General features: G+C 70.1%; 19 protein-coding genes, 1 tRNA gene and 1 pseudogene. 13 read left to right on the top strand and 8 right to left on the bottom strand.

The genetic code is table 11. The features are described from left to right. Nucleotides 1–15: 15 nt before the first annotated feature. Nucleotides 16–1,017 (top strand): LacI family DNA-binding transcriptional regulator, encoded by a 1,002-nt coding sequence (locus ACFUJ1_RS23085; RefSeq protein ID WP_378648722.1) that lies wholly within the window; start codon nucleotides 16–18, stop codon nucleotides 1,015–1,017. A 126-nt stretch (nucleotides 1,018–1,143) separates the two neighbouring features. Here ACFUJ1_RS23085 and ACFUJ1_RS23090 read toward each other — a convergent pair whose 3' ends face one another. Beyond that, nucleotides 1,144–1,911, bottom strand: a complete 768-nt coding sequence (locus ACFUJ1_RS23090) for an alpha/beta fold hydrolase (RefSeq protein WP_378648674.1) — start codon at nucleotides 1,909–1,911, stop codon at nucleotides 1,144–1,146. A gap of 134 nt (nucleotides 1,912–2,045) precedes the next feature. On the opposite strand from ACFUJ1_RS23090, the gene ACFUJ1_RS23095 reads away from it, so the two are divergent. Next, nucleotides 2,046–5,903 carry a PQQ-binding-like beta-propeller repeat protein gene (locus tag ACFUJ1_RS23095; RefSeq protein ID WP_378648675.1) on the top strand — a complete coding sequence of 1,286 codons (3,858 nt, stop codon included), beginning with the start codon at nucleotides 2,046–2,048 and terminating at the stop codon, nucleotides 5,901–5,903. A gap of 10 nt (nucleotides 5,904–5,913) precedes the next feature. Here ACFUJ1_RS23095 and ACFUJ1_RS23100 read toward each other — a convergent pair whose 3' ends face one another. Together ACFUJ1_RS23100 and ACFUJ1_RS23105 are read right to left on the bottom strand one after the other, a co-directional pair. Next, complete coding sequence (locus tag ACFUJ1_RS23100) at nucleotides 5,914–7,134, bottom strand: oxygenase MpaB family protein (RefSeq protein ID WP_378648677.1); 1,221 nt, start codon at nucleotides 7,132–7,134, stop codon at nucleotides 5,914–5,916. Next, the gene (locus ACFUJ1_RS23105; RefSeq protein ID WP_378648679.1) at nucleotides 7,085–7,747 is read right to left on the bottom strand and encodes a TetR/AcrR family transcriptional regulator; all 663 of its coding nucleotides are present in this window, start codon (nucleotides 7,745–7,747) and stop codon (nucleotides 7,085–7,087) included. The genes ACFUJ1_RS23100 and ACFUJ1_RS23105 overlap by 50 nt, the downstream gene beginning before the upstream one ends. A 295-nt stretch (nucleotides 7,748–8,042) precedes the next feature. Between ACFUJ1_RS23105 and ACFUJ1_RS23110 the strand changes: the two genes are divergently transcribed. From ACFUJ1_RS23110 to ACFUJ1_RS23135, 6 genes are all read left to right on the top strand, one after another. Beyond that, entirely contained in the window at nucleotides 8,043–9,284 is a 1,242-nt protein-coding gene (locus ACFUJ1_RS23110) for an oxygenase MpaB family protein (protein WP_378648681.1), read from the top strand. Nucleotides 9,285–9,358: 74 nt separating this feature from the next. Then, nucleotides 9,359–10,249: a cutinase family protein gene (locus tag ACFUJ1_RS23115; protein WP_378648683.1), complete on the top strand. Its 891-nt coding sequence runs from the start codon at nucleotides 9,359–9,361 to the stop codon at nucleotides 10,247–10,249. A 272-nt stretch (nucleotides 10,250–10,521) separates the two neighbouring features. Further along, complete coding sequence (locus tag ACFUJ1_RS23120) at nucleotides 10,522–11,991, top strand: MDR family MFS transporter (RefSeq protein WP_378648685.1); 1,470 nt, start codon at nucleotides 10,522–10,524, stop codon at nucleotides 11,989–11,991. A 150-nt stretch (nucleotides 11,992–12,141) separates the two neighbouring features. Further along, a complete protein-coding gene (locus ACFUJ1_RS23125) occupies nucleotides 12,142–12,903 on the top strand; it encodes a polysaccharide deacetylase family protein (protein ID WP_378648687.1) in 762 nt (253 codons plus the stop codon). Nucleotides 12,904–12,931: 28 nt separating this feature from the next. Next, the gene (locus ACFUJ1_RS23130) at nucleotides 12,932–13,363 is read left to right on the top strand and encodes a cupin domain-containing protein (RefSeq protein ID WP_378648689.1); all 432 of its coding nucleotides are present in this window, start codon (nucleotides 12,932–12,934) and stop codon (nucleotides 13,361–13,363) included. Between the two features lie 80 nt (nucleotides 13,364–13,443). Beyond that, the gene (locus tag ACFUJ1_RS23135) at nucleotides 13,444–13,989 is read left to right on the top strand and encodes a DUF4232 domain-containing protein (protein ID WP_378648691.1); all 546 of its coding nucleotides are present in this window, start codon (nucleotides 13,444–13,446) and stop codon (nucleotides 13,987–13,989) included. A 165-nt stretch (nucleotides 13,990–14,154) separates the two neighbouring features. Here the strand turns inward: ACFUJ1_RS23135 and ACFUJ1_RS23140 are convergent, their stop codons facing one another. Genes ACFUJ1_RS23140 through ACFUJ1_RS23150 form a run of 3 tightly spaced genes read right to left on the bottom strand, consistent with a single transcriptional unit; the run spans nucleotide 14,155 to nucleotide 15,831 of the window. Further along, the gene (locus ACFUJ1_RS23140; protein WP_378648693.1) at nucleotides 14,155–15,003 is read right to left on the bottom strand and encodes a helix-turn-helix domain-containing protein; all 849 of its coding nucleotides are present in this window, start codon (nucleotides 15,001–15,003) and stop codon (nucleotides 14,155–14,157) included. Beyond that, entirely contained in the window at nucleotides 15,000–15,527 is a 528-nt protein-coding gene (locus tag ACFUJ1_RS23145) for a DUF6879 family protein (protein ID WP_378648695.1), read from the bottom strand. The genes ACFUJ1_RS23140 and ACFUJ1_RS23145 overlap by 4 nt, the downstream gene beginning before the upstream one ends. Beyond that, nucleotides 15,505–15,831 (bottom strand): hypothetical protein, encoded by a 327-nt coding sequence (locus ACFUJ1_RS23150; RefSeq protein WP_378648697.1) that lies wholly within the window; start codon nucleotides 15,829–15,831, stop codon nucleotides 15,505–15,507. The genes ACFUJ1_RS23145 and ACFUJ1_RS23150 overlap by 23 nt, the downstream gene beginning before the upstream one ends. Nucleotides 15,832–16,119: 288 nt before the next feature. On the opposite strand from ACFUJ1_RS23150, the gene ACFUJ1_RS23155 reads away from it, so the two are divergent. Both ACFUJ1_RS23155 and ACFUJ1_RS23160 read left to right on the top strand, forming a co-directional pair. Continuing rightward, on the top strand, nucleotides 16,120–16,473 hold the full coding sequence (locus tag ACFUJ1_RS23155; RefSeq protein WP_378648699.1) for a hypothetical protein: 354 nt from the start codon (nucleotides 16,120–16,122) through the stop codon (nucleotides 16,471–16,473). Nucleotides 16,474–16,730: 257 nt separating this feature from the next. After that, nucleotides 16,731–17,000 (top strand): hypothetical protein, encoded by a 270-nt coding sequence (locus ACFUJ1_RS23160; RefSeq protein WP_378648701.1) that lies wholly within the window; start codon nucleotides 16,731–16,733, stop codon nucleotides 16,998–17,000. Between the two features lie 446 nt (nucleotides 17,001–17,446). On the opposite strand, the gene ACFUJ1_RS23165 is transcribed toward ACFUJ1_RS23160, so the two are convergent. Both ACFUJ1_RS23165 and ACFUJ1_RS23170 read right to left on the bottom strand, forming a co-directional pair. After that, nucleotides 17,447–17,671 (bottom strand): hypothetical protein, encoded by a 225-nt coding sequence (locus ACFUJ1_RS23165; protein WP_378648703.1) that lies wholly within the window; start codon nucleotides 17,669–17,671, stop codon nucleotides 17,447–17,449. 87 nt (nucleotides 17,672–17,758) lie between these two features. Beyond that, a tRNA-Pro gene (locus tag ACFUJ1_RS23170) sits at nucleotides 17,759–17,832 on the bottom strand. A 225-nt stretch (nucleotides 17,833–18,057) separates the two neighbouring features. Here ACFUJ1_RS23170 and ACFUJ1_RS23175 point away from each other — a divergent pair. The 3 genes and pseudogenes from ACFUJ1_RS23175 to ACFUJ1_RS23185 all read left to right on the top strand — a co-directional run. Beyond that, a pseudogene (locus tag ACFUJ1_RS23175) lies at nucleotides 18,058–18,237 on the top strand (CYTH domain-containing protein); the annotation flags it as partial. A gap of 115 nt (nucleotides 18,238–18,352) precedes the next feature. Then, nucleotides 18,353–18,505, top strand: a complete 153-nt coding sequence (locus ACFUJ1_RS23180) for a hypothetical protein (RefSeq protein ID WP_378648724.1) — start codon at nucleotides 18,353–18,355, stop codon at nucleotides 18,503–18,505. Nucleotides 18,506–18,550: 45 nt separating this feature from the next. Beyond that, entirely contained in the window at nucleotides 18,551–19,375 is an 825-nt protein-coding gene (locus ACFUJ1_RS23185; protein ID WP_378648705.1) for a DUF1206 domain-containing protein, read from the top strand. Nucleotides 19,376–19,410: the final 35 nt, after the last annotated feature.

The raw sequence follows: 19,410 nt of genomic DNA on the forward strand, positions 1-19,410 counted from the left end.
GCCCCGGTGGTGAGCATGAAGGAGGTGGCCGCCGCGGCGGCGGTCTCGGTCGGCACCGTCTCCAATGTGCTCAATGCCCCGGAGAAGGTCGCGCCCGCCACCGTCGCGCGGGTGCAGCAGGCCATCGACCGGCTCGGCTTCGTCCGCAACGACGCCGCCAGGCAGCTCAAGGCCGGGCGCTCGCGCTGCGTCGGGCTGGTGGTGCTCGACATCGGCAACCCGTTCTTCTCCGACATCGCCCGCGCCGCCCAGGAGCGCGCCGCCGCGCACGACCTCGTCGTCCTGCTCGGCTCCAGCGACGACGACCCCGAACGCGAGCGGCAGTACCTCGAAACCTTCGACGAACAGCGCGTTTTCGGGCTCATGATCTCGCCGTCCGGAGCCGGCGACGAGCGGATCGGCGCGCTGCGCAACCGCGGCATCCCGGTGGTGCTCGTCGACCGGGACGGCAACGGCACCCCATTCTCCTCGGTCGCCGTCGACGACATCGCCGGCGGCGACCTCGCCGTCCGGCACCTGTGCGGCACCGGACGCCGCCGGATCGCCGTCGTCGGCGGCCCGGCCACCCTCTCCCAGATCGCCGACCGCCGCACCGGGGCCCGCCGCGCCGCCGCCGAGCACGGCGTCGAGCTCGAGATCTGGGACACCGCCGCGCCGACCGTGCTCGCGGGCAGGCAGGTGGGCGAGCGCATCGCGGACCGGCCCGTCGGCGAGCGCCCGGACGCCGTCTTCTGCGTCAACGACCTGCTCGCCATCGGGGTGCTGCAGGCGCTCACCCTGCGCGGCGTCCGGGTGCCCGCCGACATCGCGCTGATGGGCTACGACGACATCGACTTCGCGCAATCCGCCATCGTGCCGCTGACCTCGATCCGGCAGCCGCGGGCCGAGATCGGCTCCTCCGCCGTCGACCTGCTGATCGCCGCGGCGGAGCGCGGCGGCGAGCCGGAGCACGTCTGCTTCCGCCCCACCCTCGTCGAACGCGCCTCCACCGAACCGATTGCCGGTCAACACGTTTGAGTGCCCCGATCGGAGCAAGTCCGAGGGTGACGCCGGGGCAACCCTGTCCGTGCCCGATGGTGCGGGCCTCGGCGTCGTAACCGGCCCCGGGCGGGCGCCCTGCGACCAGGTCTCCGCCCGGGGCTCCTACCCTCCGGCGCGCCGGATGGGCTGGCGGGTCGGCACCGGGTCGGTGCCGAGGAACCCGGCGACCAGCCCGTACACCAGCTCCGGCTTCTCCATCACCAGCAGGTGCGAGGTGCCCGGCACGATGGCGAGCTCGGCATCCGGGATCGCGCGGTACAGCTCGAGCGTGTGCTCCGCGGCGATGACGTCGTCGTCACCCGCCATCACCAGGGTGCGGGCGGTGACGGCCTTCAGGTCCGCGGCGGTGTACTCCGGCTCGGCGCGGCCCAGCTCGATCACCTTGCGGGCCAGCTCGGGAAAGTGCTCCTCGCCGTCCGGCGAGACCTCGCCGTGCCTCGTCGCCAGGTATGCCATGGCGGATTCGTCCTCGAAGCTGTCGAGCACGCCGGGCAGAATGCCATCGGCGTGGTAGTTGCCGCTGATCAGCACCAGTTTTCGCACCAGGTCCGGCCGATCCAGCGCGACCCGGAGCGCCAGGTTCGCCCCGTCGCTGTGCCCCACCAGGTGCGCGGGCCCGCCCACCACCCGCTCCAGGAAGGCGATCAGATCCGCCGCCAGCGCCGCGTAGCTCAGCGGGCCCGGCACGTCCGGGGTGTGCCCGTGCCCCCGCCGGTCCATCCGGTGCACCTGGAATCGGCTGATCAGCAACGGGAGCGCGGGCGCGAAGGTGCGCGAGTCGACGAAGCCGCCGTGCAGCAGCACCGCCGGTTCGCCGTCCCCGTGCACGTCGAACCAGGTGGGCACGGTACCGAGCTCGATGTTCGCCATGCGCCCATCATCCGGCATCCGCTCGGTGCCCCCGCACCCCGTGTACCTCGAACAACGGATACCGGGGTGAGCCGCAGCTCCGTACCGTTCCGCAGTGGGGGAGTCGGGTGCCGCGGGCGAGGGATGGGTGTGTGATGTCGAGCGAGCAGCAGCCGATCCACGAGCTGAAGCCGTGGGAGGTGGCGCGGGTGGCGGGCGTGCTCACCGCGCTGCCCGTGCTCTACATCTTCGGGATCGAAGGGGTCACCACCGAGACCGAGATCGACCTGACGACCGGGGAATCGACCTCGACGAGCGATCTCGGAACCCAGTTCGGCCGTGCCGCGGTGTGGCTCGTGCTGACCCTGGTCGCCGCCGGGGTCGAGCGGTACACGCGAGCGCACGCGACGCCGTGGCCGCCGCGCGTGCGGGCGCTGCTCGCCGTTCTGCGGCTCGCCCCTGCGCCCGCCGTTTCGGAGCCTGCCGCCGTGCGGCCGTTCGAGCTGCGGCCGTACCACGTGGCGCGGGCCGCGACGGTGGTCGCGGTGTTGCTCGCCGTCTTCGGGGCGGCGGGGGTCATCTGGCTGCTGGTCGCGGGCTGCTGCCTCGGCGCGGAGTGGTTCACGCGGACGCGGGGGATCGGCTGGCCCGGCCCGGTTCGGGAGGCGCTCGCCGAGTCCGGGCCGGCACCGCCGCGCGAACCGGGGGCCGAGGCGCCGGGGCAGCGCTGGGCCCGCACGATCGGCGCGGCACTGGTGAGCGATGCGGCGGCGCCGCTGCTTCCGGCACGGGCGCTGCGGCTCGGCGAGATCTTCCGGGTGGCTACCGTGGCGACCCGGCGCAGCTGGCGGGTGTCGGTCGTGTTCACGGTGGTGGCGGTGATCGTCGCGTTCGTGCTGTTCTTCGTCGTCACGAGCCAGGTCGCGCAGATCGGGTCGAGCGGCGCCGAGTTCGCCGGTGACGATCCGGCGGCGGGGCTCGCCTTCCTGATCGGTTCGTTCCTGCTCGGCTACCTCGTCGCCATCGTGGTGATCGGGGTGCCCGCCGATGCGGCGATCAACGGCGTCACGGTGTTCGCCGCCGACGCGGCGCTCCGCGGGGTTCCGGTGCGGCTCGACGGGGTGCTCGCGCGGGTCCGGCCGCGCCTCCTCGCGCTGTGCGGGTTGCAGGCGGTGTGCTACGCCGTCGCGGTGGTGATCCGCACCGCGCTGCCGATCCTCGCGCTGCTCGTCGGCGGATTCTCCGCGCTGGTGGTCGCCTGGGTTCTGACGATTCCGCTGTCGTTCGCCGTCGGCATCGTCATCGGGCTGGCGCCGGTGGTACTCACTCTGGAGGACATCGGCATCGGTGCCGCGCTCCGGCGCTCGGTGGAGCTGGTGCGGAGCGCGCTCGGGCGGGTCGTCGCGATCCATCTGGTGTGGGTGGGGATCGTGGTGGTCGCCCTGGTGACGCTCCTCCTCCCGCTCGGCATCGGCCTGCTGCTCCCCGGCGTGCAGGTGCTGGTCTTCCCGGTCGCCGCGCTCGTCCTCGCCGCCGGTTTCCCCTACTTCCGCACCCTGCAGACGGTCGTCTACGCCGATCTCACCCGCGGCACGCGAGCCGACACCAGGGAGGTATCCGGGATCTCCCCGGCGGAACCCGCCTCGCCCGCTGCACTCGCGTCGCCCACGCCGTCACAGGCGCCGACGGTGTCACTGCGGAAGGAAGCACCCGCGTTACCTGCCTCGCCTGTGCTGTCGGCGTCGGCCGGACTGCCCGCCCCGCCGCCCCCGCCGACCGGGGCATCGAGCAGGGAGGAACCTGCGGCAGCGCCGCGCTCCCGACGCGCCCTCGCCGCTGCCGGCGCAGCGGCGGTGCTCGCCCTGCTCATCGCCGCGGGCACCGCGTGGTGGCCGGCGGACCACCCCGCCCCGGACACCGCACCGCAGGCGGAAGGGCTGCTCCGCGGCACCTTCCCGACCGCACCGCAGGCCGGCTGGCGACTCCCGGCGTCGGAGGTGTTCGCGCGCGCCCAATTCCGGTCCCCGCGCCCGGACCCGATGGGATCGTCGACTCCCGAATTCCTCGACCTGGGCGACACCCTGGTCACCCTGGCCGTCCTGCCGAACACCGACCGGGAACCGGTACTCGTCGCGGTCGACACCGATTCCGGGACGGCGCGCTGGACGGCCCCCGGCTGGTACGACATGTGCGCTACCGGGACCACCGGTGGACTCCTCCCGTGCTACCGCAGCGGCGGTTTCGGGCCGGAGCACCGATCGGAGATCGTCTTCCTCCGCCTGTCGGACGGATCCATCGAGCACACGGCCCCGGCCACCGACGACCTCTCCTGGCTCGAGGTCATCGGCGACGACATCATCACCGCCTCCTACTCGAGCATCACCAGCGGCACAATGCACGACCTCACCGCGCACTGGGCGACCGAGTGGGAGCCCGACCCGGTGTGCCCCGGCTCCGGCGACAGCTACCAGCACGGCGCCACCGACGATTTCGTCTGGTTCGGCAGCGACGCGGGCGCGATCGTCCTGCGCCGCACCGACGGTTCGCGAGCCATCGCCGCGGACGTGCAGAACGTCGCGGTCTACCCGGACCACGGTCTGGTCGCCCAGACCTGCACCGCGAAGTCCGCGGGCCCGGCCACCGCGGTCGTGCTCGACCGCACCGGCAAGCAACTGCGCACCCACCCCGGCGGCGGCGTCCCGGTCCCGGCCGGCTCCGGAGCCGGCGGGACATACCTGGCCGCGGACGGCGCCTGGGACTTCGCGAGCGGCGCTCGGCTGTGGTCGTCCAGCGCACTGGATTCCGGGGGTGTGCTCGTCGACGGCACCGTCGTCACCGTCGGCCGAGACGGCCTGTCGGCACTCGAGCTGAGCAGCGGCTCCCGGCTGTGGTCGGCCGATATCGAGTCCAGGAGCTGGATGTCGGACCGGCAACGAATTCTCGTGCAGGACTACGACAGCCGAGTACACGCCGTCGACCTGCTGACCGGCGCAGTGGAGTGGACCATGCGCACCCGCGGCGGCCGAGCCGCTCCCGCCGGAGCGGGCTTCGCCGAGATCGACGGCGACGCGCTCACCTACTACGGCCCCACCGGAGGCCCGGCAACCGAGCCCGAAACACCAGCCGACGAGGACGGGTCGAACCAGATCGTCACCCGCTGCGGCCACCCCCCGGAGCTGACCCCCGTCGAGTACCGCACCACCGGCGACACCCTGACGGTCCGAATGGAACTGCGCGCCCACTGCGCCACCGGAGACATCCTCGCCTCCGACGCCCTGCGCATCACTGTCACCGACCGCGGCCGACCGATCGCAGCGGGCGTCTTCGACCTCTCCGCCACCCCACTCCACCTTCCGGCGACCTCGCCCGGGAGCAACGGAACCACCTCGGTACAGCAGGATTTCGAGTTCCCGGTCGGCACCTTCTGGCGCCTCCCCAACTCCATCGGCGACCGCCCCGACCCCGGCGCCGTTCGCGCCAGAGGCGGCTCGACCCAGCTCGTCGAGTGCGTCGACCAGGGCACGAACCAGGGACCGGCCGGCGCACGGCCCCCGGCGAACAGCGCGGCGAGGTCCTACGTTGCCGCACACTCGGGCACGTCACCCGCCGACGCCGACCGAGCCGCACTGGACGCCCTCCGCGCCCAGGCCGACGCCGACCGCCCCTCGGTCACCCGCGACCTCGCCGACCGCTGGGTCCCACAGCTCTCCGCCAAGCGGGAGGGCCTGGTCGCCCCGGACGTGGACGGCCGCGTTGTCACCTGGACGCCGTCCGCGATCCTGGAGCAGCACCTGCGCCTCCGGCTGCGCTACCCCGAGGTCCGCCTGGTCTACAGCGACGACTGGCGCACCTTCGACCTGCGCGGCTGGTGGGTCACGCTCGCCGGAGTCACGCACCGCGACCCCGGCGGTGCCAAGCGCTGGTGCGACGACAGGGGAATCGCCGTCGACGAGTGCTTCGCGAAACTGGTCAGCAACACCAGGGATTCGCGCGGCACCACCGAGTACCGCTGACGCCGGACCCTCAGGCGATCCGGGCGTGCGGCGGCGCGGATTCGCCGATGGTCGCCTCGGTCTCGCCGGTGAGCAGCCGCAGGAACCCCTCCTGCTCGCTCCGCCCCTGCACCGCGGCGCGGCCGGTGCCGCCGGGCAGCACGCGGACGAGTGCGCTGCGCGCCAGATTCACCGGGATGCGCAGCGCCGGATACCACGGCAGGTGGGCGGGCAGGCCGAGCGTCCGCATCGCCTTCGGCCCGAGGAAGGCGCTGGTGACCGAGAGGTGCTGCGAGCGCGCGATCCTGCCGCGCAGCTCGGGCAGGTTCGGGTAGTGCCAGGTCAGGGGGTCGTCGGCCATGGGGAGGGCGAGCTGCCTGCTGGTGTCGTCGGGGTTCGTGATGGCGCTCAGGCAGTGGTAGAGGATGCCGACGCCGTCCCGGAACCCGGTCGGCAGCCACTCGTCCCGCACGCCGATGAGCCAGCCGACGTAGCGGGTCAGGTGCGCCGCCGCCGCGGTGTCCGCCCGGCTCGGGATGATGCCGAGCACCATTCCGCCGACGAACGGCGCGAGCAGCGCGCCGACCAGGGTGGCCGCCATGTCGGTCTGGTTGATCGGCAGCCCCCACTCGTCGCCGCGCCAGTCCGGCATGGCGGCCACGTGCCTGCGCACCAGCCCGTGGATCAGCCGGACCTGCAGCGTGGAGCGGTACCCCTGCCCGTACAGCTCCATGCCGTTCTCGGTGGAGACGTCCATCGCCCACTGCAGCGTCTCGGCGAAGCGCTGCGCGGGTCCCTTCTCCAGCGCGCCGGTGCGCAGCAGCGTCTTGTTGAAGCCGGAGGCGAGATAGCCGCCGAGGAAGGAGACGTCGCGGGCGAAGTAGAGCCCGTCGGTGCCGCCGGAGCGGAACACCCGCTCGCCGTGCCGGAGCAGGTCGGGGTCGACCCAGTCCGGGGTCGCCTCGACCGCGCCGAAGAAGACGCGCAGTGGCTCGGGGGCGTTCGGCACGCTGTCGATCCCGCTGCGCAGCGCCTGCTCGAAGAGCGGGCGGGTGGTCCGCATCCCCTCGGCGGACATCCAGTCGACCAGCCGGTCCATCGGCTCGTCGCCGACGAGCAGCGACTCGCCGAGCTGCCGCCAGCGCTCGTCGTCGGGCTTCCCGATGCCGAGCAGCAGGGCGAACGGGCCGAGACCGGGGGCCTTACGTGGCCTCTCCGGATGCCGGGTCGGGATGGGCGCGGTCGTCGTCATCGGTGACTTCCTCGGTGGTGGTGGCGATGCCGTGCTTCATGAGCGGCACGATGGAATGCCGGACGAAGGCGCGGGCCAGCTCCGGATCGGTGAAGTCGACGCTGCCGCCGCCCGGCGTCAGCATGAGCGAGTGGGCAAGGCGGGCAACCAGTTCCGCGACCGGCCGCGGATCGTAACGCGCCACCAGCCCGGCCGCCTGGGCATGCGTGAGCATCCCGACGATGTAGTCGATGCCGATCGCGACCAGCCGCTCGCCCTGCACGGTGTAGAAACCGAGCGCCTCCTCCGGCGCGACCCGCAGCAGCTGGGTGACCAGCCGGTGGATCCCGGTCTGCAGCAGGACGTAGAGGATCGTCTCCTCGAGCTGCGCCTCCACCCCGGACGCCGTGGTGGCGATCGCGGTGACCTCGGCGAGCATGCGGCGGGTCTCGCGCTCCAGCACCGCCTCGACCAGGTTGTCCTTGCCCGCGAAGCGGCGGTGGATGGTGATCCGGTTGATGCCCGCGCGGCGCGCGATGTCCTCCAGGCTGGCCCGGCGGATCCCGACCTGCAGGATCCGGTCCAGCGCGGCGTCCATGATCGACTCGTCCACGCTGTCGTACCGGTCCGGCATGTAACGAGTATCCAAAAGCTGTTTCATTGTGTCAATCAGCGTCGGTACGTTACCGCCTATTCGCGAGGTTCGAGAGGCTTCGCGTTGCGGGTCCAACACCATAGACCACAACATGTTCGTTACCGAATTGACTGTTCAGAGCCGTGAATCGGACAACTGGTGGTGCGTCCTACCCAAAAAGTGGGAAAGTCTGTCGCCCACAACCGAACCCTGCTAAGTTACTGAGTATTCCGGTTCATGAGGCATGAGATTCCCGGCGGTCGGGGCGTGCTGGAACTCAACGAGGAGTAGCGACATGGATGGATTCAGCAGGCGTAACGCGCTGAAGGTCGGTGGGGCGCTCGGCGCGGTCGGAGCGCTGGCGACGGTGGCCCCGGCCCGCGCCGAGCCGTGGACGTGGTCGCCGGACGGCTCGGTGGCAGGCAGCGGCGACGGCGCCGATCCGCTGACGGTCTGGGACCCGGAGTCCGACCAGCTGGTCGCCTCGCTGATCGACCGCGGCGAGGTCCCGGCGATCAACGCGCTGCTGCGCACCTGGACGCGCAACAGTCAGCCGCTGCCCGATGGCCTCCCCGCCGACCTGCGCGATTTCATCGAGTACAACCGGCAGCTGCCCGCCTGGGCGGACCAGGGCAAGCTCACCACCGCGATCGAGTTCAACAAGAAGCGCGGGCTCTACCTCGGCGTCCTCTACGGCCTCGCCAGCGGCATGATGTCGACGGTCATCCCGAAGGAGGCCAAGGCGGTCTACTACTCCAAGGGCGGCCAGGACCTCAAGGACCGCATCTCCAAGACCGCGAAGCTCGGCTACGACATCGGCTCGAACAATGCCTACGCCCCGGACGGCGAGATGATCGTGACCTGCGTCAAGACCAGGCTGGCGCACTCGGGCGTTCGGCACCTGCTGCCGCAGTCGCCGCACTGGGTGAACTCGGCCGACGAGCAGATCCCGATCAGCCAGCAGGACATGATGGTGACCTGGCACAGCCTGCCGACCACCGTCATGCGGCACCTGACGGCCTGGCGGGTGCCGATCCCGGTGCACGAGTCGGAGGCGTTCCTGCACTCCTGGCAGGTCTGCGCGCACATGCTCGGCATCCGCGACGAGTACATCCCGAACTCCTGGGACCAGGCGAACGCGCAGGCCGCGCAGACGCTCGACCCGGTCGTGGCGGCCACCCCCGAGGGCATCAAGCTCGCCGACCGGCTGCTGCACCTCGGCAACAACCTGGATCTGGCCGTTCTCAGCAAGGGCGTGCTCGGCGCGTTCACCCGCTTCATCCTCGGCGACCGGCTCGCCGACGATCTGCGGATCGCGCGCGAGCCGGTCTGGGAGACGCTGCTCGACGTCTCCTGGGGCCCGTTCGTCGCCGTCCGGGAGGGGCTGCTGCCGGTCGTGCCGCTCGCGCCGGACGCCTACTGGCTCTTCGACGAGTTCCTCCGCCAGTTCGCGCTCGTCTATCTCTCCGAACTCAGGATGCCGTTGAACATCGAAATCCCTACGATGAACCGTGACATGAACGTGCCGCCGAAGTAGTCGGGGACTCGGGGCACTCGAGGGATGCTTCTTGTGACGACATGGAGACCATGATGTTTACACGGTGGAAATCGGTGGCCGCCCTCTGCGCGGCCACCGCGGTGTCGAGCGCACTGCTCGCCCAGGGCCCCGTCGCCTCGGCGGCGCCCGGCGGCTGCCCCGACCTGTACGTGGTGGCGGTGCCGGGCACCTGGGAGACGTCGAACGAGGATCCCGGCCGCGGGATCCTCGCCCAGGCGGCCGAGGGGCTGCCCGGCGACGTCCGGGTGGATTACATCCACTACGCCGCGACCGCCTTCCCCTGGGAGGGCGAGGTCTACGGCCGGTCCAAGGCCGAGGCGGTGGACGGCGCCCGCGGCGCGGTCCAGGCCATGGCGCTGGCCTGCGGCGAGACCAAGATCGCGCTGCTCGGCTACAGCCAGGGCGCGGACGCGGCCGGTGACGTGGCGGCCGAGATCGGCACCGGCCTCACCGTCGTCCCCGCCAACCGGGTGGCGCTGGTCGGGCTGGTCTCCGACCCGCGCCGCTCGCCGACCGACGCGCTGATCGGCGCGCCGGTCTCCGGCGCGGGCGCGACCGGGGCCAGGGTGAACGGCTTCGGCTGGGTCAGCCCGGTGACCTACACCTTCTGCATCGAGGGCGACCTCTACTGCGCCATGCCGGACGGTGACTTCGCCGGTCGGCTGGCTGGGTTCGCCGTGCAGCTCTCCAACCCCGATCCGACCAAGATCGGCAGCTACCAGTACCAGGCGGGCGAGCTGCTCAGCGACGCCTTCGCCGCGGGCGGCTGGGGCCTGCTCGCCGACCAGCTCAACTCCAACGCCTACGACGAGCGCAAGGATCAGGTGGACGCCTTCCTGAAGTCCGGCATCCACCAGTCCTACGCCGGCTACAGCGTGGCCCCCGGCGGGGTGACCGCGCTCGGCTGGCTGCGGCAGCGGCTCGTCCAGGTGCTGCGCGGCTGATCCCCTCCGCGCACTCCGAACGCCCCCGGTACTCCCAGCCGGGGGCGTTCTGCTGCGTGACCACCGTCACTTTTCTGATATCGCAGCAGCGTGCGAACCCTTCCACCCGGAAAATCGGATGCGTTCTGTCGGTGCTGCGCGGAATACTGACCGCCACCCGATGAGTTCGACCGGTGCATACCGTCTGAACCACCAAGGCACCGGCGGGGAGTTCGGTGCCGTGGTCACGGGTCAGCCCAGACCTTGCCGACGTTCCAGCCCCGGAGGTGCCCATGCCCGTCGAAACCGCAGTGCCCATACCGAAGGGACGGACACCGCTGGTCATCCGGGTCCTGGTGCTCGCCACCTTCGTGGTGATCCTGAACGAGACCATCATGATCAACGCGATCCCGCGGCTGATGGCCGACCTGCACGTCGACGACCGCGCCGCGCAGTGGGTCTCCACCGCGTTCATGCTCACCATGGCCGCGGTCATCCCGGCCACCGGCTGGTTCCTGCAGCGCGTCACCACCAGGCAGGCGTACGCGACGGCGATGGCCGTGTTCCTGTTCGGCACCGCGCTCTCCGCGCTCGCCCCGACCTTCGGGGTGCTGCTGGTCGGCCGGGTGATCCAGGCAGGCGGCACCGCCGTCATGATGCCGCTGCTGATGACCACCCTGATGACCGTGGTCCCGGAGCGGGACCGCGGCCGCGTGATGGGCAACGTCACGCTCGCCATCTCGGTGGCGCCCGCCATGGGCCCGGTTCTCTCCGGGCTGGTGCTGCAGGTCGGCTCCTGGCGCTGGCTCTTCGTGCTGGTGCTGCCGATCGCCGGGGTCGTGACCTGGCTCGGGCTGCGGCAGCTGAAGAACGTCGGCGAGCCGGAGGCCGGTTCCATCGACGTGCTCAGCGTGGTGCTCGCCGCGCTCGGCTTCGGCGGCCTGGTCTTCGGGCTGAGCCGGTTCGAGAGCAGCGACTACACCACCCCCGCGCTCTTCGTGGCCGCGGGCATCGCCCTGATCGCGATCTTCGCGCTGCGCCAGCTCCGCCTGCAGCGCACCGGGACCCCGCTGCTCGACCTGCGGGTGCTGCTGGCGGGCACCTACACCAAGGCGCTGGTCCTGATGTCGGTGGCGTTCCTGGCCATGATGGGCTCGATGATCCTGCTCCCGCTCTACCTGCAGAACCTGCGCGGCCTGAGCCCGCTCGCCACCGGCCTGCTGGTGATGCCGGGCGGCCTGGCCATGGGTGTGCTCGGCCCGACCATCGGCAGGTTGTTCGACCGCTTCGGCGGCCGCTGGCTGGTGATCCCCGGCGCGATCGGCATCGCCGTGGCACTGGCCGGCTTCAGCCGGATCACCCTGACCATGCCGTACTGGCAGCTGCTGGCGCTGCACATCCTGCTGATGTTCTCGCTGGCGGCCACCTTCACCCCGGTCTTCACGCTCGGGCTCGGCGCGCTCCCGCACCACCTGTACTCGCACGGCAGCTCCATGCTCGGCACCCTGCAGCAGGTCGCGGCGGCCTTCGGCACCGCGCTGGTGGTGACCGTCATGTCCGCGCGGAGCAGCGCGCTGGTCGAGGACGGGGTCGACGCGGTCACCGCCCACCTGGACGGCACCCGCCTCGCCTTCCTGGTCTCGGCAGCGCTCGCGCTGATCGTGGTGGTGGCGGCGATCCTGCTGCCCAACCGGGCCGCGGTCGAGGAGGACATCGAGGGGGAGCTCGACGCGGCCACCCCGCCCGAGCTGGTCAAGGGCTGAATCAGGCGCGCGGGGCCCGGCTGTCTCGGCAGCCGGGCCCCGTCGCGTTCTCGGTATGAGAATTTGCCGAGATGTCGTGCGGTTGGTCCGGTGCCCTGCCCGATTCCTCCCCTATATTGCCATTCTGTGGAACGCAGACACTTCCTGGCTATGCTCGCTGCCGGCGCCGCCGCCGCGAGCGGTTGCAGCCGGTTGCCGCCCGCGGAGGCGGAGCCGTCGGCGCTCGCGCCTGCCACCACGGTCTCGCTTCCCGTGCCTCGCGCCCCGGTGCCCGCGGTGCCGGTGCCTCGGGTGCCGGTACCCGTGGGCGCGGTCACCGCGATCCCCGGCCCCGGCACCAGCCTCGCGCTGACCGTGGACGACGGCGCCGACGCCGAGGTGGTCGGCGCCTACATCCGATTCGCCCGCGACACCGGCGCCCGCTTCACCTTCTTCGTCACCGCCGCGTTCGACGGCTGGCGCACCCACCGCGCCGCGCTGCGGCCGCTGGTGGAGTCCGGCCAGATCCAGCTCGCCAACCACACCTGGGACCACCCCGCCCTCACCGCCATCTCCCGCACCGCTGCCGCCGAACAGTTCACCCGCAGCAAACAGTTCCTCCTGAACACCTACGGCGTAGACGGCACCCCCTTCTACCGCCCGCCCTTCGGCTACCGCAATGCCGACATCGACGCCGTCGCCGCCGACCACGGCTACACCGTCCCCACCCTCTGGTACGGCTCGCTCTCGGACTCCGGCCTGATCACCGAGGAGTACCTGCTCGAGTGCGCCCGCACGTACTTCCACGCCCAGGCCATCGTCATCGGCCACGCCAACCACCCGCCGGTAACGCACGTCTACGGGCAACTCCTCGACATCATCCGCGAACGCGGGCTATCCCTGGTCACCCTGAACGACGTATTCCGCACCTAGCCGCGTTCGCGCTGGTTAGACTGCCGAAATGAGACCTTTGATCAGCGCTCTCGTCGCCGGATCGGTCGTTCTCCTCGGCGCAGGCAATGCATCCGCAACCCCCGGCGTCGACATCACCGCCGTCACGCTGGGGCAGGTCACCGTCCCCGCCGGGATCTTCCCCGCCGCCACCGACCTGGTCGCCCGCCGGATCACCATCGCCCCCGGCGGCTCCACCGGCTGGCACTTCCACGACGGCCCCGTCTTCGGGGTGATCGCCGCGGGCGAGCTCACGCACCCCGGACCGGACTGCGTCGCGCCGATCTACCGCGCGGGCTCGTTCATCGACGAGCCGGCGGGGGAGTGGAACACGCACATCGGGCAGAACCTCGGCTCCGAGCCGGTGGTGCTGTACGTCGTGTACGCCCCGCCCGCAGGCGATCCGCTCTTCCGGGACGCGCCCGCCCCGGAGTGCGCGTGACTCGTTAACACCCGCGGCGGTCGCCGGCGATTCGGAGTGCGACGGGCTCGTCCCTCCGACTCTGCCACGAGGTGTTGTCCATGAAACGTCTTCTCACCGCCGCCGCGCTCCTCTCGGCGGGCGCCGCCGCCCTCACCGGCTGCACGAATTCCGCTGCCACCGAGGAGGTACCGGTCCAGGGCGCGCCGTCGGCGTCCGTTCCCGCCTGTGCCGACGGGCAGCTGAACTTCAATGCCGAGCCGGTCGTCAACTCCGCGGGGACGACCGTCGGGTTCAAGATCAACTACTGGGTGGTCGGTGCCAGCGGTGCGTGCAGCCTGACCGGGTACCCCGCGGTCACCGCCGCGGGTGGGGGCCCGCAGGTCGACGCTGTGCGGCAGTTGCGCGGTGGGCTCTTCGGCGGGCTGCCGGAAGGGGAGGACACTCCGCCGACCGTCGTGCTCGATCGGGACCACGGGGCGCAGGCGGTGGTCGAGACGACCGTGATCGCGCATCAGAGTTCGGCGTGCCCGACGTACACGGAGTTCCTGACGACGCCGCCGAACACCACCGACACCCGGTCGGTGTCGGTGACCGTGCCAGGCTGCGAGTTCGCTGTCTACCCGGTGTACGCCTGGTCGCGGTGAGTGCGAGCCGGGCGGATGCGCCCGGCATCCATCCGCTCGACCGGTGTTGACGACAGACCGGTCGTCGGCGCGACCAGGTCAGAGGCTCCCCAGGCGACCGAATCGTCTTGGATTCCTCGCCCTTCGGCACACTATCGGCGCACTGAAAATGCGGCCTGAACTGGCCTAATCGGCTCGGCCGGATTCGAAGTACGACGCGGCCGCGGTGATCAACGAGCGCGCCGCGTCGCCGTAGACCGCTCGAGCGTGTAGACCCTCCCACAGCCGTTCGTAGAGCGCGAGTTCGCTCGGTGCTGTGACGCTGAGCTCGGCGCTCGCCGTCTCGATAAGCGCGAGGCGGTGATCGAACAGGTGGAACGAGCCGGTCAAGTACACGAACTCGGCGCGCAGCGGGATGACACCGAGCGCCAGCCGGGGATTGCCGAACGCGGTGGAGCACAGGCCGGCGAGCTGCTCGGCCATGACCTGCGGCCCGCCGAGCGTGGTGTGCAATGCCGTCTCGTGGATCAGCACAGCCACTCGCGTACTACCCGTCCGGACGATCTCCTGGCGCGCCATGCGCGCCGCGACGGCTTCACCCAGATCGTCGGGTGTCGCGAGAAAGCCGATGCACTGCGCGAGCACCGCGCGGGCGTAGCTCTCGGTCTGGAGGAGTCCAGGGACGATCGTCGGGTTGTAGAGCCGCAGCCGTCTGGTCTGGGATTCGAGTTCTCGACCGCGTCGCTGCCGTCGGGCGTGCCCGGCGGCGGTGATCCGCTTCCATTCGGCCCACTGCGCCTGCACGTTGCGCAGCGCCGCGACCAGGTCCGGCAGCGTCAGTTCGGCGTCGCAGACCTGGCACCACACCGCAAGATCGGCTTCGCTGGGCAACTGCTTACCGTGCTCGATCCGGCTGGTCTTGGACCAGTGCCACCCGGCGGCGGTGCTGAGCTGCCTGCCATCCAACCGCGCGTCTTTCCGCAGCTCCCGAAGCCGTGCCCCGAGGGCTGCTCGCGCTCGAGAAGCGCCGTTCACGGCGCGGTGTAGCGCGCGAATGGCACCGCCGCCGCCCAGACCCGATCTCGGACGGCAACCGCGTGCGCGACGACCGTGGGATCGTCGGTGAACGCGGCCCCGGCCCAGTAGCCCCGGTCGTCGAACAGGCTGAACGCCACCGAGGTGTCATCGAACAGCCAGAAATCCTCGCGGCCCGGATCGGCCGCGACGGCGAGGTGGCGCGCCAGGTACCGGACATCTTCCCCGGCCGCGATGTTGTGCGTCGAGAGCGCGAGCAGGTACCGCGTGTACAGCGTGTGCGGTTCGGTGACCACGCGCGCCCGGTGCACGGCGACACCCCGCGCCACCGTGTCGGCTACGTGATCGGTCCAGCCGGTGAACCAGGCGCCGCCGGGGTCGGCCGTCTCGTCGGCTCGGAAGGCGGCGAGCGAGGCAGTCTCGGTTTCGGCGAGGTAGTCGTCATGAACCTCGAGGTGGAACGCGCGACTCCGCGCGGTGGAGAAGATCGGCCGGAGACCGTCAGGACCGTCGAGCAGGCGCATCGGGGCGCACCTCCTCGCCGGCCTGGATTTCCACCGCGGCCTCATGGCCCGGAATCTGCATGAGCGCCAGAGGTTCCGGATCATCCACCGGCACGCCGGAGAGCATGAACGTCCCGTGGCCGGTGTCATGCAACCCGGTCAGACAGGTCCCCGCCTCCGCGAAGGCGAGCAGTCGGTGCGGAATCTCGATCCGGTCGACCGTCGGGGCCTTCCAGCCCTGCACGATCAGTGTGTCGCGGTCGCTTGCGTATAGGCGAGGCGAACCGTCGCCGCCGGACTCGCCGCCGATGAATCGAACCCGCATGGTGCTGTCCTTCAGGGTGGTGGGTGCGTGGGTTTGCGTCTCGTGCAACTCGATCGTCCCAGCCGACAGCGCAGCGGCTCAAGCACTTCGGGCCGGTTGCGCACTTCCACGCACTTCTCTGGAGTCTCGAACCTGCCCCCGCTTAGCGTCCAAATCGGCCCCGCCGCCGGGTCGACACCGCGTGCCCTCATCCGCGCACCGCTCCGCATCCGGCCGCGCACCGATCCGAACCGGGACGTCCCCGGCGGCGGGTGCCATGCCAAACAGCAGCTACACAGGGGGCACGCCATGAGCGAACTGGGAACAGCATTGCTGATCGGAACCGCGATCGTCGTCGTGGTCGGCGTGGTGCCGCTGCTCGTCTCCCTGTGCTGGCCGAACCACCTGCCACCGGATCAGCGCGCCGCCGCGATCACCGAGAGCCTGCAAGTGAAGGGGCTGGACGAGGACATGCAGACGCATTATTGGCCCGCCGGATGGCCGCACGATGCCCCAGAGCGGCGACTGTCTATCCCGGAAGCACACCAAGCAGTGCAGCGGCACCGCAGCTGCGAGGCGGCCGATTGCCCGCGTAAGGCTGCCGCGCTGCGGGTGCTGGTGCAGTCCGGCCGGGTAGTGCTCGACCCTCGTCGAGGCTACTGAGTAGTTGTCTATCGCCGGGAGTTTGCCGCTTCTGGCTTATCCGAGCGGATGACATCCTCGTACATCCCGGATTCGGAGACGATCGTCCTGCCCATCGAGTCGATGACGAGTCGTTGCGAGTGCGACGGGGCCTGGTAGCACTCGGTACCGAAACCGAGGAGGGCTTACTGAAGTCTCGCTCGAGCCGCCGTGATCTTCCGCCGCCCACCGAGTTCGCTCGAACGCTGCGCACGTTGAAGGCGCTAGGGCGGGGATGCTTGACGCGCGAGGATTCGTGGAGTGACGACCGTCTGATTGCGTTTCAATCGGATGGCAGTGTGGTCCGACCGGAGTGGTACTCGGATCGGTTCGACGTCATCCGCGAGCGCGCGGGGCTTCGACGCATCCCGCTGAAGGGGCTCCGCAACTCTTCCGTCAGCAACATGCTCGCGTCCGGCATCCCGGTGCATGTGGTTGCCGCGTGGCATGGCCATGATCCGGCGGTGTCGTTGTCGATCTACTCCGACGCGCAACGAAACTGCCTCTGACCTGCTCGGGCTGACAGGATTTGAACCTGCGACCCATTGACCCCCAGCTCACCCTCGCAGCCGTTCGCGCACGTCAAACGCGCCAGGAGCCGTGTCATCGCGCTCCATTCGTGCTGGTCGTGGACAGCTCCACCGTGTCTGTGACATTTGCTGTTGTTGGTAACCGCTGGCGGGAGTGTCTACCTAGCGTTGGTCATCGTCGGGTCTACTGCGGAGGGTCTGCGGACCGCAGCGATCGGCGGGGCCTCTCCCCTACCATGAATGGGTGTGGTTCAAGATTGTACTTACGTCGGTGCTGTTGCTGGCGGCCCTGTTATGGGGAGTGACATGGTTATTCGAGCATCCGGCGGTATTGGATTCCTGCGACCAGGTGCCATGCTCGCCGGATGTGTTCACGAAACCCACGACCACACCGCCGGCGCCGGCGCCGGGCGAACCGTACGCGATCACTTCAAGCGCCTACAAGTGCTGTGTGTAAAGGCAAAGCCCCACCAGCGCGAAATCTCTTTGGCTATCGACTGCGGACGGGTCAACCGTTGTTCGCCGACGCCGGGGTGCCGCTGCGCCGGTTGCAGCGGATCGCCGGGCACACCGATCCGCGGATCACGCAGCGGTACCTGCACCCGGACCTTCGGACCCTGCTGGAGGACGGCGAGCTGCTTTCCCAGCACGTACGGTCCCGTTCTGGTCCCGCTCTGAGGGTGGTCGGTGAATGACAAAACCCCTTCCCATGCTGGTGGGAAGGGGTTTTGCGTGAGTCGGGCTGACAGGATTTGAACCTGCGACCACTTGACCCCCAGTCAAGTGCGCTACCAAGCTGCGCCACAGCCCGCTGCACCCTGCGTTCAGGTGCTCGATGAGATTACCGCAGGTCTCGCTCCGGACGCTAATCCGCTGGTCAGGGCAGTGGAAGCCTCCGGTTCAGGTACTGGCGGACCGATGGCATGGTCCGCCCTGACTCTCGACATCTGCTCGAAACCGACCACCGCTATCCGCCGGAGAGGATGATCGCCCTGTGTTCGAGGTCGAACGTAAGCGCGTGCTTCCCGACGGCACCGTGCTCCGCCAGCGGCTCGCCGAACTCGGGTATTGCGACACCGGCGCGGTCACCGAGGTCGATACCTACTACAGCCGTCCTGATGTGGACTTCATGGAGACGGTCGAGTGTTTGCGAGTCCGCGAGCGCGACGGTTTCGCCGAGGTCACCTACAAGCCGCCGTCGGATGTGACCACCCATTCCGCTACAGACGTGATCACCAAGCGGGAGACCAACGTGGAACTCGCTGATGCCGGGGCAGCGGGTGCGGCGAATGCGCTCCTCGTGGCGAGCGGGACCCTTCGTCGAAACCGAGGTGAGCGCCACGGACAGCGCTGCCGCGGCGGTCCGGCTCGCAGACACCGAGCGGGCGCTCGGGATCTCCGAGTATCCGGTCGCGCAGCTGCCCTACCGTGATCTCGTCATGGCGGCGCTCGGCCTGGCGACAACCGCTGTGAAGCGTGCGTAGAGCGGTATGTGACTCGCACGGTTACGGTCTTTCGGTGGTGTGGTTATGAGGAAGTCGAATCAGGTCCATCGTGAGGTGGCGCGGAGCGCGCCGTTTCAGGTGGCGGCGCGGGCGGGGCTGGTGGCGTACGGCTTGGTGCACCTCCTCGTGGCCTGGGTCTGCGTTCAGCTCGCGCTCGGCGATTTCGACGGCGACGGGGTCGGGAAGGCGGACAAGACCGGGGCGTTGCAGAATCTCGCGGAGCATCGGGAGGGGGAGTTGGTGCTCTGGCTGATCGCGGGTGGGCTCGGGGTCGCCGTGCTGTGGCAGTTGCTGGAGGCGGTCACCGGTGCTCGGAGCAGTCGGAGGGACAAGCTGCTGCGTGTCATGAATTTCGGTGAGGCGGTGCTGTTCGGCTACCTCGCCTACAGTGCGATCAAGCTCGCGAACGGGAAACCGGCTTCCTCGACCGACCAGGCGCAGCTTGCTCTCGTCGGCAACCTGTTGAGCAGGGAGTGGGGGAAGGTGGCGGTGGTCGGGATCGGGCTCGCCATCATTGTGGCGGGGTTGTTCGTGGCCCATCACGGCTGGTCGAAGCGGTTTCGGGAGGAGCAGGATTTCCGGGGTGCGGGGCGGTCGACGGAGCGGGTCGTGATCCGGCTCGGGCAGGTCGGGTACGCGGCGCTCGGGGCGGTGTACGCGGGCGGTGGGGTGCTCGTGATCGTGGCCGCGGTGCAGAGTCAGCCGCACAAGGCGACGGGGTTGGATGTGGCGCTCAAGACGCTGGCGGGTCAGCCGTACGGGACCGTGCTGCTGCTCGTCGTCGCGGTCGGGCTGGCGGCGTTCGCGGTCTTCACGTTCCTCGATGCCAAGTTCCGCAAGGTTCACTAGCGTAATGCGCGCCGGGTACCGGCGGGGAACACGGG

Source organism: Nocardia sp. NPDC057227 (assembly GCF_042669725.1).
In the GTDB taxonomy this organism is placed as follows: Bacteria; Actinomycetota; Actinomycetes; order Mycobacteriales; family Mycobacteriaceae; genus Nocardia; species Nocardia asteroides_A.